This is a genomic window from Litoribaculum gwangyangense (assembly GCF_039543505.1).
Taxonomy (GTDB): domain Bacteria; phylum Bacteroidota; class Bacteroidia; order Flavobacteriales; family Flavobacteriaceae; genus Litoribaculum; species Litoribaculum gwangyangense.
Genome location: NZ_BAABJW010000001.1, coordinates 199,367 through 211,937, shown reverse-complemented (window position 1 = coordinate 211,937; position 12,571 = coordinate 199,367). Strand labels below are relative to the sequence as shown.

The window sequence follows — 12,571 nt, the reverse complement described above, 5'->3', positions numbered from 1 at the left end:
ATACTAAAAGAAACGCTTTCTTGTTCATATATTTGAGTTTTGTTGCCTGTTTTTAAAGGCTTTTAAGATAAAGTCATTCTTTTATCATTTAAGAGTAATTTTTTGGGAAAACAAAACGTTTTATTATACCAAATCTACTTTGTAATAAAGTTTATGAAATTGAAAAACATCATTTTAGCAGTTATTTTTGCGTTAGTATCCTATATGGGAACTTCTCAAGAGGGTTTACCAATATATACAGATTATCTTACCGATAATTATTACTTAATTCACCCATCCATGGCTGGTATTGCGAATTGTGCTAAAGTTAGATTAACAGCTCGTCAACAATGGTTTGGGCAAGATGATGCGCCTAAACTTTTAACTTTAAGTATGAATGGAAGACTTGGCGATTCCCCTTCTGCTATAGGAGGTATTTTGTATGCTGATAAAAATGGGTACCATTCCCAAAAAGGAGCTTACTTTACTTATGCGCATCACCTGATGTTTTCTAGAAGTGAGGTAGATTTGAATATGCTATCTTTCGGTTTAAGCGCGGGGTTTATTCAATACCAGTTGGACGAAACGACTTTTTTGTTTGATGGTGGAGATCCTGCAATTTCCGGTACGGTACAAAGTGCTACTAATTTTAATGTTGATTTTGGTTTTTCCTATCATTTTTTAGATTTTTATTTGCATGGTACAGTAAAAAATATGCTTAAAAATAATGGCGTCAATACAGGTATAGGTGCACAAAATGGCATAGCTGTAACGGATAATTTAAGACGTTATTTGTTTTCTGTAGGGAATGTATTTAGTAAATATGGGAGTGAATGGAGTTATGAGCCTTCTATCATGTTTCAATATAGAGATGGCACTAAGGAGGCCACCATAGATATTAATGCAAAGGTTTATAAACAAATGGAATTTGGGAAACTTTGGGGTGGTTTATCATACAGAAATAGTTTTGATGGGGCAGAATATTTTACTGGCACCAATACTGTTAGTAGTCAAAAGCTACAACAAATCACACCTATTTTAGGGGTGAATTATAATGAATTTATGTTTGCTTACAATTACACTTACCAAACGAATTCTATAGTATTCACAAACGGGGGTTTTCATCAATTAACTTTAGGTTATAACTTTAACTGTAGAAGAGAACGTTACGATTGTGAATGTCCTGCTGTTAACTAACCAAAAAAGTATTCTTTTAACATATTCTTAAACAGCTTTTAAAAGTATATTTTCAACGTACTTAAACTTTAAAGTATTTTGAAGAGCCTTTAAATAGTTCTAATTTTGTAATTGAATATAAATCTTATTTGGTTAATATCAAATAGGCAAAGGGCTAGGCAAGTGGCGTTTCCATGCTTATGGATAGGAAATTATTACGGATCTCAAATTCCCAATAGCTATCTTAATTTACATGAATCATCATAATCGACTGATGAAGGAATGAAGTAATTTTTTAATGTATGTTTCAAAATAAAAATTTAGTTAAATAATATTCAGATTCCTTAATTTTATAAGAAATGAAAACTAATAAATAAATTGCTAAACAAATCTATCTTAAAAAATGTCAATTATAAAACCAGTAAATGGAAAATCACCGAGTATCCCAGAAGATTGTTACATTGCCGAAAACGCCACCATTGTAGGTGAAGTGACCATGGGTAACCAATGTAGTGTTTGGTTTAATGCCGTTATTCGAGGGGATGTGCATTATATAAAAATGGGCAATAAAGTCAATGTACAGGACGGGGCTGTCATACATGCTACGTACCAAACCTCACCTACAAACATCGGAAATAATGTCTCAATAGGGCATAATGCCATTGTACACGGATGTACTATTCAAGATAATGTTTTGGTGGGTATGGGAAGTATTATCATGGACGATTGTGTGGTTGAGAGTAATAGTATTATTGCAGCAGGTGCCGTTGTTACGAAAAACACACGGGTGGAAGCAGGGAGCATTTACGCTGGCGTTCCTGCAAAAAAAGTAAAGGATATTAGCCAGGAGCTCATCTCGGGCGAAATAAATCGTATTGCCAATAATTATATTAAATATTCCAGTTGGTTTAAAGAGTAGCTTATCATCCTGAATTTGTTTCAGAATCTCATATTTGTATCAAGAAATTGGGTGTTACCATTTGGGTTGCGCTTTCCATTTTATCTTTTGCAGGAAAAAGGATATCATTCCAATCGCTAACGCAGACAGGTTCAGTCATAGCGAATAATCCGTGTCAATCTAATGTATTTTAGTTCCGAATCAAGCGTTTACGTCCTCATTCATTCTAATTATGACTAACAACTAAAAATCTTGATATCCGACATCAAATTTATCGCCTAAAAGTGACTTCATAACTTCTGGATTTCTGTTGGTAAAAAATTCATTTTTTGGATTTAAAAAGGAGGAGTTTAGCAAACCATGTTTTTCCAGAACCACTTTGGTTTGTTTTGCAACTGCTTCACCAGAATCTATAATTTTCACATGCTTAGGAAGTAATTCCAATAAAATGGGCATTAAATAGGGATAATGGGTACAGCCTAAAACCAAATAATCAATATTAGCATCCATCATTGGTTGTAAGTATTGTTTTAAAAGCGCAGTCATTTCATCAGAAAACAAGTAACCGCTTTCAATGAGTTCTACAATGCCATCGCCATGTTGTTCAACGACATTAATATTACTCGCAAACAAACCCGAAGTTTTAGAAAATAATGCACTGCTCAAGGTGCCTCTTGTAGCTAAAATACCCACTGCGCATGTTTTTGTTTGTAAAGCAGCTGGTTTTATGGCGGGTTCTATTCCAATAAAAGGAATATCGTAAGTATTTCTTAAGTAATCTATGGCATTGGTGGTAGCAGTATTACAAGCTACCACAATAAGTTTACAATTTTTATTCAGCAAAAACTCGGTATTTTTTATGCTTAAATTTATAATGGTTTTTTTCCCTTTTGGTCCATAAGGCGCATTAGCGCTATCGGCCAAATACAAGGTATTTTCATTTGGTAAAAGAGCATGTATTTCTCTCCAAATAGATGTGCCGCCAACACCAGAATCAAAAATACCAATAGGCTGTGTGCTCATAGTTTAACAAAAATAAAAAAGCTGCCTTACAAAGACAGCTTTAAATATATTTATTTCTAAATTTGAATTAGATGCCTAATTTCTTTTTTACGTCAGCTAAAATATCTTTACCTTCTGCAACAATTAAAGAAGCTCTATCAAAAACGTATTGGTAACCTTGCTCTTTTGCTACTTCATTTATGGCTTTCATAGCCGCTTCCTGAATAGGTTTAAATAATTCAGCTTCTTTTTCAGCTAAATCTTTTTGTGCATCTGATCTAAACTGCTGAATACGTTGTTGCTTTTCTTGTAATTCCAACCCTCTCTTTTGGTTCTCTTCATCGGTTTTGGTAGCGGCTTCAGCTTCGTATTGCTTTACTGTATTTTGATATTCAGTAATAGATGCTTGGATATCTGTTTGATACGTTTTTCCTAAAGTTTCAAGTTCAGTTTGTGCTGCTTTGGCTGCAGGCATGGCTGCAATTAATTCTTGAGTATTTATATGAGCAATTTTGCTTTGTGCTTGAGTAAAACTTAAAGTTCCAATGCATAATGCAGTTGCTAATAAAAGAGTTTTTAATTGTTTCATTTTTAAATAGTATTAATTGTGTTATAAATTTTTAATTGTTGTTCGTACTGTCTTTTGCCTTTTGGCGTTCTTCTAAAATCTTTCTCTTTTTTTCTTCTAGAGCTTTTTTTCTAGCTTCTCTTTCGGCTAATTTTTTTTGTCTGTTTTCTTCTATAAGTTGAGCTTGAGTTTTGGTCTCCCCAGCTTCTTTCGTTGTTGTGCTTTTTGATGCAGTGGAATCATTTTCTATTTTTCCAGATTCGGGCTGGCTTCTTGCATCCAATTTTTCTTGTCTGGCTTTTTCCCGTTCTTCCAATATTTTTTGACGTCTTTCTTCGGCGGCTTTTACTTTGGCTTCTCGAGCTGCTAATTTTTCCTGTCTAGCCTTTTCAATGGCACTTTCACGTTCAGCCTTCTTTTCTTCTAAGGCTTTTTCTCTAGCCTCCAATTCATAATTAATTTCTGGAATTAATTCTTCTTCCTCAGCAGCTTTTCGTTCAGCTTTAGATTCAGCTTGGGTACGCTTTGATGCTCGAGTTATGGTTCTTAGTATTTGCTCAGTTAAATCGAGTTGGTTAACCGAATATAGCATAATACCAGTGGTTGATTTATCAAGTATAATATCATAATTTCTTGCTTTTCCAATATCTTGAACAGCTGCAAATATTTGATCTTGAATGGGTTGCATCAACTGTTTTTTTTGTATGAATAAATCACCATTTGGACCAAAACGTTTTTGTTGATAATCTAATATTTCCTGTTCTTCAAAATTAATATCCTCTTCACGTTCGGCAATAAGTTCCTTTGTTAAAAGCGCTTTTTCATTACTTAAATCTTTTCTTTTTTGCTCAATTACAGCTAATTTTTCTTGAATTTCATTTTTCCATTTTTCGGCTTTGTCATTCAATTGTGCGGTAGCTTCTTGATATTCTGGAACATTCTCTAATATATATTCAGTATCTATATAAGCAATTCTAACACCACGCTGGGCAAATGTTGAAAGACTTATTGTAAAAACCAATGTCAGTAAAAAAAGAACGTTATTTTTCATCTGTTTAAATATTTTCTAATTTATCAAATTATAAATTCTAAAATGACAGGTGATTTTTTTCTGCCTTTTTGAATTGCGTCTTCAAAATTAACGAATTTTAATCTTAAAAATTTTAATTCTCATGCAAATCATTATACTCCTATTAGAAAATATCGTGCCAAAATAAATTTCTTATTAAAATTGTTGTCCAATAATGAAGTGGGTTTCCCAACCATTTTTAACTGTTTCTCCAGGTAACGGGTCAAAACCATGTCCAAAATCGATACCCAATAAGCCAAATGCTGGCATAAATATGCGAATACCTAAACCTGCAGAGCGCTTGATGTTAAATGGATTATAATCTCTAAATTTTTCATAGGATACCCCGCCTTCCATAAATCCTAAGGCATAAATTTTTGCCGACGCTTTTAATGTTATTGGATAACGAAGTTCAAGTGAAAACTTATTGTAAATACTTGATCCATCATTTGAAGCTCTACCTGTTGCCTCATCTAAATGGGTAAGAGATTGGTTAGGGTATCCACGTAATTGGATGACCTCTCTTCCATCTAGGGCAAAATTTCCTAAACCATCTCCACCAAGAAAAAATCGTTCAAAAGGAATAACACCACGAGCATTGTTGTAGGCACCTAAAAAGCCAAATTCGATTTTAGGTCTTAAAACCAAATCTTTAGCTAATTGTGTATACCATTCTCCAGAAAATTTCACTTTGTAGAATTCTAGCCATTTATAACGCTCTTGGTCTATTTCAGTTATTTCCCTGTTGGCTTCGATAAATTGCAAGTCACTTGTGCTTTCAGCATTTGCACGTCTTTGTAAAGCATCATCATAATCTTCAGATAATTTTTCATAATCCACACCATTAAACAAGGAATATGGTAGAGATAATTTTGCTGATACGGCAAAATTAGATCCTCCAGTTGGGTAAATAGGATCAACACTGGTGTTATTTCTACTTAAACCTACGGTGTATGATAGGTTATTTGAATATCCGTCGCCAAAAGTGAACAATCCTGTGTTATAGTTATTTAAATCATAACGTTGAAAGCTAATGGCCTGAGAAAGTGTAAAATAATCATCAGGCACCGATAGTCGTTTTGCTAAACCAAAAGTGATACCGGTAATATTAAAACTTCTACTTTTATCAGCATCTCTTGTTAAAGGATTGAACAAGAACTGTTTGGTATGAGACAGCGATGTTGAAAACTGCACAGGACGTTTACCACCCAACCAAGGTTCTGAAAATGAAAAACTGTAGGTCTGGAAAAATCTACTGGCTTGTAAGCGTAACGCTAGTTTTTGACCATCACCCATCGGTATTGGTTTATAGGCATCTTTTTTCAGGATATCCTTTATGGCGAAATTATTAAAAGATAAGCCTAATGTACCAATAAAACCACCGCCACCGTAGCCACCTTGAAGTTCAATTTGGCTAGATCCTGTTTCCTTAACTGAGTATTCCATATCGATGGTGCCTTCATTTGGGTTTGGGTTATTGAAATTTGGTGATATTTCTTGGGCATCAAAAAAGCCCATTTGGCCAAGTTCCCTCACTGTTCTAACAACATTGGCTTTACTATATAATTGTCCTGGACGAGTGCGTATTTCTCTGTAAACAACATGGTCATTGGTTTTATCATTTCCAACTACCGATACATTATTAAAATAAGCTGGTTTACCCTCTGAAATTCTTACTTCTATATCAATAATATTATTATCAGCGCTAACTTCTACTGGATTTATTTGGGAAAATAAATAACCATAATTTTGATACCAATTTGTGATATCATCTGCATCAGGTTTTGAGTTATCTGCAATACGCTTTTGTAATTCAACCCCATTATAAGTGTCTCCCTTTCTAATGCGCAAAACTCTGCTTAAAAACTCATTTGTGTAAACTGTATTACCAATAAATGTGATGTCACCAAAAGTGTATAATTCTCCTTCGTTCACATCGATGTTGATAGAAATGGTTTTATCATCATTCACAATGATACTGTCTTTTACTATTCTAGCATCTCGATATCCATTTTCCTTATATTTATCTACAACATGGCTCAAATCTGCTTGATATGCCGAGTCAATAAATTTTGAACGTTTTAAAAGGCGCAAACGGTTAATTTGTTTTGTGCTTTTCATAGCTTTTCTAAGCTTTTTGTCACTTAAAATATCATTGCCATTAAAAACGATGTCTTTTATTTTTACCTTTTCACCTTTATCAACATTGAGTACCATATTAACTCTTGCTGTTTCAATAGAATCTTTAACTTCAAGGGTGTTGATATAAATTTTGGTATTTAAAAAGCCTTCTTTTTTGTATTTTTTTTCAAGAAAGTTTTTTGTTGTAGTAAGGAGGTTTTCGGTTACTTTAACTCCTTTATTTAGTTTTGCTTCTTTTATAATACTTTCTTGTTTTCCTTTTTTTATACCATTAATTTTTAACTCGTTAAGTTGAGGTAAATCAGATAATCGAATTTCTAAATAGGCTGTGTCCCCCTCAATTTTAGTTATATAAACTTCTATGTCGCTAAATAACTTAGTGCCCCAAAGTTTTTTAATGGCATTAGCTATGTCTTCTCCAGGAATGGACATTTCTTTTCCTTTCCTTAAGCCAGAATAGGTAATAATAGTTTGTTCGCTAAAAGTGGAATTTCCCGCTACAGTGATATCTCCAAGGGTGTATTTTTTACCATCACTGTAATTTATTTCTTGTGCTTGTATGCTAAAGCTAATTATAACAAATAATATGGCTAAACAGTACTTTAAATATGTAGTTATCGGTAAAGTATTAACTAAGTTGCTCACTTGTTTTCCCAAATCGTCGTTCTCTTTTTTGATATTCAATAATAGCTTCATACAAATGTTGCTTGGTAAAATCGGGCCATAATATATTCGTAAAATATAATTCGGCATATGCGATTTGCCACAACAAAAAATTACTTATACGTTGCTCGCCACTGGTTCTAATAAGCAAATCCACGTCTGGTAAATTTTGCGTGTAAAGATGCTCATTTATAATTGATTCTTCAATATTTTCGGGCGAAATTATATTATTTTTAACTTTAATACTAATTTCTTTAACAGTGTTTATGATTTCTTCTCTAGAGCCATAGCTTAAGGCCAGAGTTAAAGTCATTCTAGTATTATTTTTAGTATTATTTATTACTTCAAATAGCTCCTTGTGTACTCTTTTTGGCAAAGATGTTAAATTACCGATGGCTGAAAGTTTAATGTTATTATCTTGAAGTGTGGCTATTTCTTTTTTTAATGAAGACACCAAAAGCTTCATAAGGGTTTGCACTTCTAACTTTGGCCGTTTCCAATTTTCAGTTGAAAAAGCGTAAAGGGTTAAATTTTCTATACCCAATTCTGCTGAAGCTTCTACAACTTCCCTTACTGCCTTTGTGCCATTTTCATGGCCAAATGCACGCATCATACCCTTTTGTTTTGCCCAACGACCATTTCCATCCATAATAATAGCGATGTGTTTGGGTAAAGATTTGATATGTATGCTGTCTTTTAAATCCATATTATTCTGGGCAGTAACAAGGGTTTTCTCCAAAAGTATAGGTTAGGGTAATGCCCGAAAACACATACCAATCGTTATTGTTTATATTTCCAAAGCGGAATTGTTGCCTAAATTCGGCATCAGGAATACTGCCATCAATTTCATCAGAGAATGTGTAGCGTGCTCCCACTTCAATTCCTAAAATCAAGCTTCCAATAAAATTAGTCTTAAAGCCAATTGCCATAGGAATACCATAAGCCCAACTAGAAGTGTTCTCAGATGTTTGTAAACCGTTTAAAAAATAATGATTATCGTGATTAGCAACACTAATTCCTGCAAATAAATAAGGGGTTCCTAGTTTTTCTCCGGAATGTAAGTCGAAATCCATAAAGGTAAATTCCAACCCAACGGACGCTTCTAAAATTTTACTTGAAAATTCATAACCTCTTTGAATACGCCTTGGATCATCAGAATTATTATCAATACCTTGCAATTCACTAAAAATTAAAGATGCTCTATAGGAATGTCTTTTACTTCTGTTCCATTTATAGATACCTCCAAAGGCTAATTGGTTAGGCGAAATAAAATTGGTTGCTCCCACGTCGCCTATAAAATTACTTCCACCAACAAAAACACCAATTTCATTAATTTGAGAGTGGCCTAAATTTATGGTTATAACGCTTATTATCAATATGATTAAATGCCTCATAAATATTCAAAAGTTTGCAAATATAATAAATATGATGAGTTCACAATAATATGAACCCAATAGTATGAGTTTAAAACAGAATTTCTTTTGAATTATTGTTTAATTACGCCTGTCTTCGCCCCAAAGTAGTTTTTTGCGTAAGGTATCCAAAAAGCTTTCTCCGAAAAGGTCAATCATTTTAATTTTAAAATTGGCCTTTTTTATTGTGATGATAGTACCATTATCCAGAGTGGCAATTCTAGAGTCTAATGATACCAAATGCTGTTCTTCGCGTCCATCGACTCTTAACCGAATTTCGGTTGAATCTGGAATAACCAAGGGGCGTGCACTTAAATTGTGCGGTGCAATGGGCGTTAAAACTAAACTATTGGCTCCAGGAGTGATTACAGGGCCGCCGCAGCTTAAGGAATAGCCCGTTGACCCCGTTGGTGTTGAAATAATTAAGCCGTCGCTCCAGTAGGATGTTAAATATTCACCATCCAAATAGGTTTCAACAGTAATCATAGATGTGGTATTTTTTCTGCTAACAGTAATTTCGTTCAAAGCAAAATTCATTTCAGTGATATCACTATTTTCTGGAGTGGTTTCTATCGAAAGTAAACTGCGTTTAGATATTTTATATTTTCCGTCTATGATATTTTGAATGGCTTGCTCAATGGCATCTACTTGTATGGTCGCCAAAAACCCGAGTCTACCAGTATTGATTCCTACAATAGGGATATCAATATCTTTAACAAATGTAATGGCTCTTAAAATAGTGCCATCACCTCCAACACTTATAAGTAAATCAAAAGAAGTGTCTAAAGTGTCAAATATTTTGAAGGATTCGAAATCCTTTATAATAGATGAGTTGTTCTTTATAAGATTATAGAATTCGGTTTCAATGTAAGCGTCTACATCTTTTTTAAGTAAGTAATTAAAGAGTGTCAGAACCGAAGCACTTGTAGTTTTATTATAAAATCGACCAAAAACAGCAACTCTCATAGCTTAAATGCTTAAATATCGTTTTAAATAATCCGAACGTTCTTTCAAACTTTCAATATAGCTATCTTCCTCGTGTCCTGATACAATATTATAACTATATCTCCGAAAGGTTTGTATGATTTCGTTAAGCCCGGTACTACTAATTTTCAAGGTTATTTGAACCAAATCACTATTCATTTTAGAAATAAAAGCTCCCAAAAGTTTACCGCCATTAGACTCCACTATTTGGCTCAATTCACTAAACGAATAATCATTAATGCCCTTTTCAACTACTAAAACACCTCCTGGTTCTGCAAAAAATGGTGAGTCTCCAAATAAGCTAATGATGTCATTGAGTTCATAATACCCTAGGTATTCGTTTCGCTCATTCAAAACAGGCATAATATTGGCAGAGTTAACTGCAAACGCTTCCAAAACATCGAGCATTAAAGTGTTGTCGCGCACAAAAAAATCTTCAATAGCATATTTGTATTCATCCAGTGTTTTGTCGCTTTCAAAACAATGCGCATCGGTTTCCGAAAAACTACCTAAATACGTATTATTGTCATCTTTAACAGGAATATGAGAAAAAGTTAACTGATTAAACAACTCTTGCAAGTCACTAATTTTGTTCTTGCTGTTCAATGGTTTTACATCGTTAATAATATATTCTGAAAGTTTCATTAAAGCCTTTTAAGATATGCAAATTAATCAAAAAAAAGCTATGTAAGCCTTTTCTAGTTTGTATTTTTGTGTTTTAAAATTTATGGAATGACTAAGTTAAGTGTTAATATTAACAAGATTGCAACATTAAGAAATTCTAGAGGAGGTGATGTGCCAAATGTAGTGCAGTTTGCTCAAGATGTCCAACGTTTTGGTGCAGAAGGGGTAACCATTCACCCTAGACCTGATGAACGTCATATTCGCTACCAGGATGCTCGCGATTTAAAACCACAGGTTTATACTGAGTATAATATAGAAGGGAATCCAATCGATTCCTTTATCAACTTAGTTTTAGAGGTAAAACCAACACAAGTAACCTTGGTTCCCGATGCTGTTGATGCCATTACCAGTAATGCTGGTTGGGATACCATAAAACACAAAGATTTTTTGATTGATGTGATTAAGGAATTTCAACAAAATGGGATAAGAACCTCCATTTTTGTGGATCCTGTTTTAAAACAAATTGAAGGTGCTAAAGCCACTGGAACTGATAGGATTGAGTTATACACCGAAGCCTTTGCTCATCAATTTAGTTTAGGAAATAAGGAAGCTGTAAAACCTTACTTTGAAAGTGCAGAGTTGGCAAATAATTTAGGGTTGGGAATCAATGCTGGTCATGACTTATCATTGGACAACATTAAGTTTTTTAAGGACAATGTTCCTAATTTGTTGGAAGTCTCCATAGGACATGCTTTAATTACAGAAAGTTTATACTTGGGAGTGGAAAATGTTATTCAGATGTATTTACAAAAACTGAAGTAATGCTTTTAAGTTCAAACATACTAGGCGAAGGAAAACCATTTGTTATTTTACATGGCTTTTTAGGCATGAGTGATAACTGGAAAACACTCGGCACACAATTTAGCGAAGTAGGTTTTCAGGTGCATTTAATTGACCAACGAAACCACGGGCGTAGTTTTTGGAGTAATACATTTAATTATGAGGTCCTTGCTGAAGACTTAAAAAATTATTGTGAAGAACATCAATTACTGGATGTTATCCTTTTGGGTCATTCTATGGGTGGAAAAACCGCTATGCTATTTGCCACAGAACATCCAGAAATGGTTTCAAAATTGCTGGTTGCCGACATTTCACCACGTTTTTATCCTGTACATCATGATGGTATTTTAAATGGCTTAAGTGCTTTAAATTTTGATAATATTAAAAGTAGGGGTGAAGCCGATGATGTTTTAAGTCATTATGTTAGCGATTTTGGCACACGCCAATTTTTGTTAAAAAACCTGTATTGGAAAGAAAAAGGCACCTTGGCACTTCGCATGAATTTAGAAGTGTTAAAAAATGAAGTGGCCGAAGTTGGTGAAGCATTACCAACTTATGCTGTTTTTGAAAAAGACACCTTGTTTTTACGAGGAGACCGATCAGAATATATTGGTATTGATGATGAAAATATTATAAAAAACCATTTTCCAAAGGCCAAAATAGAAACCATTTCCAATGCAGGCCATTGGTTACATGCCGAGAATCCAGATGAGTTTTTTGAAGCGGTTATGGATTTTGTTTCTTAGTTTTTGTACATTTAGTAAAATTCAAAAAACATGAAGCTCATAATCAAACTTTTATTAAACGCCGTCGCCGTATTTATTATATCCTATTTGTTAAGGAATAACGGAGTTACTTTAGATTCTTACATCACAGCAATAATAGTAGCTGTTGTTTTATCCGTATTGAATCTGTTTGTAAAACCTATTTTAGTAATTCTAACCTTACCTATAACTATTGTAACATTAGGTCTGTTTTTATTGATAATTAACGCTTTAATTATTTTGTTGGCTGATAAATTAATCGATGGTTTTTCGGTTAGTAGTATTTGGATTGCTGTGTTATTTAGTATTTTACTTTCGGTCCTACAATCGATACTTCATTCGCTTTTAAAAGAAGACAAAAAATAGCTTCAAAATCAAGCAATTAAAAACTTTGTTGGGATGCAAAAATGTACTATTTTTGCATCCCAATTTTGGTTTAAAAAGAATCGA

Annotated in this window: 13 protein-coding genes; 5 read left to right on the top strand and 8 right to left on the bottom strand. The window is 33.6% G+C overall.

Features of this window, described 5'->3' with window-relative positions; genetic code table 11:
* Positions 1 to 153 precede the first annotated feature (153 nt).
* Positions 154 to 1,176, top strand: coding sequence for a PorP/SprF family type IX secretion system membrane protein (locus ABD963_RS00920; protein WP_345275058.1), 1,023 nt, complete (start codon positions 154 to 156; stop codon positions 1,174 to 1,176).
* Positions 1,177 to 1,558: 382 nt separating this feature from the next.
* Positions 1,559 to 2,074: a gamma carbonic anhydrase family protein gene (locus tag ABD963_RS00915; RefSeq protein ID WP_345275057.1), complete on the top strand. Its 516-nt coding sequence runs from the start codon at positions 1,559 to 1,561 to the stop codon at positions 2,072 to 2,074.
* A gap of 222 nt (positions 2,075 to 2,296) precedes the next feature.
* Here ABD963_RS00915 and murI read toward each other — a convergent pair whose 3' ends face one another.
* The 8 genes from murI to ABD963_RS00875 all read right to left on the bottom strand — a co-directional run bounded on the left by murI (position 2,297) and on the right by ABD963_RS00875 (position 10,538).
* On the bottom strand, positions 2,297 to 3,076 hold the full coding sequence (murI, locus tag ABD963_RS00910) for a glutamate racemase (protein WP_345275056.1): 780 nt from the start codon (positions 3,074 to 3,076) through the stop codon (positions 2,297 to 2,299).
* A 67-nt stretch (positions 3,077 to 3,143) separates the two neighbouring features.
* Positions 3,144 to 3,644: an OmpH/Skp family outer membrane protein gene (locus tag ABD963_RS00905; RefSeq protein WP_345275055.1), complete on the bottom strand. Its 501-nt coding sequence runs from the start codon at positions 3,642 to 3,644 to the stop codon at positions 3,144 to 3,146.
* A 31-nt stretch (positions 3,645 to 3,675) separates the two neighbouring features.
* Positions 3,676 to 4,674 carry an OmpH family outer membrane protein gene (locus tag ABD963_RS00900; protein ID WP_345275054.1) on the bottom strand — a complete coding sequence of 333 codons (999 nt, stop codon included), beginning with the start codon at positions 4,672 to 4,674 and terminating at the stop codon, positions 3,676 to 3,678.
* A 174-nt stretch (positions 4,675 to 4,848) separates the two neighbouring features.
* On the bottom strand, positions 4,849 to 7,530 hold the full coding sequence (gene bamA, locus ABD963_RS00895) for an outer membrane protein assembly factor BamA (RefSeq protein ID WP_345275053.1): 2,682 nt from the start codon (positions 7,528 to 7,530) through the stop codon (positions 4,849 to 4,851).
* On the bottom strand, positions 7,463 to 8,203 hold the full coding sequence (uppS, locus tag ABD963_RS00890) for an undecaprenyl pyrophosphate synthase (protein ID WP_345275927.1): 741 nt from the start codon (positions 8,201 to 8,203) through the stop codon (positions 7,463 to 7,465). Before uppS ends, bamA begins: the two co-directional genes overlap by 68 nt.
* A gap of 1 nt (position 8,204) precedes the next feature.
* Positions 8,205 to 8,891, bottom strand: coding sequence for a type IX secretion system protein PorG (gene porG / locus ABD963_RS00885; protein ID WP_345275052.1), 687 nt, complete (start codon positions 8,889 to 8,891; stop codon positions 8,205 to 8,207).
* Positions 8,892 to 8,990: 99 nt separating this feature from the next.
* Positions 8,991 to 9,875 (bottom strand): NAD kinase, encoded by an 885-nt coding sequence (locus ABD963_RS00880; RefSeq protein WP_345275051.1) that lies wholly within the window; start codon positions 9,873 to 9,875, stop codon positions 8,991 to 8,993.
* Positions 9,876 to 9,878: 3 nt separating this feature from the next.
* On the bottom strand, positions 9,879 to 10,538 hold the full coding sequence (locus ABD963_RS00875) for a CBS domain-containing protein (RefSeq protein ID WP_345275050.1): 660 nt from the start codon (positions 10,536 to 10,538) through the stop codon (positions 9,879 to 9,881).
* Positions 10,539 to 10,625: 87 nt separating this feature from the next.
* Between ABD963_RS00875 and ABD963_RS00870 the strand changes: the two genes are divergently transcribed.
* Genes ABD963_RS00870 through ABD963_RS00860 form a run of 3 tightly spaced genes read left to right on the top strand, consistent with a single transcriptional unit; the run spans position 10,626 to position 12,487 of the window.
* A complete protein-coding gene (locus tag ABD963_RS00870) occupies positions 10,626 to 11,339 on the top strand; it encodes a pyridoxine 5'-phosphate synthase (protein ID WP_345275049.1) in 714 nt (237 codons plus the stop codon).
* Entirely contained in the window at positions 11,339 to 12,103 is a 765-nt protein-coding gene (locus ABD963_RS00865) for an alpha/beta fold hydrolase (RefSeq protein ID WP_345275048.1), read from the top strand. The genes ABD963_RS00870 and ABD963_RS00865 overlap by 1 nt, the downstream gene beginning before the upstream one ends.
* Before the next feature lie 30 nt (positions 12,104 to 12,133).
* Positions 12,134 to 12,487: a phage holin family protein gene (locus ABD963_RS00860; RefSeq protein WP_345275047.1), complete on the top strand. Its 354-nt coding sequence runs from the start codon at positions 12,134 to 12,136 to the stop codon at positions 12,485 to 12,487.
* Positions 12,488 to 12,571: the final 84 nt, after the last annotated feature.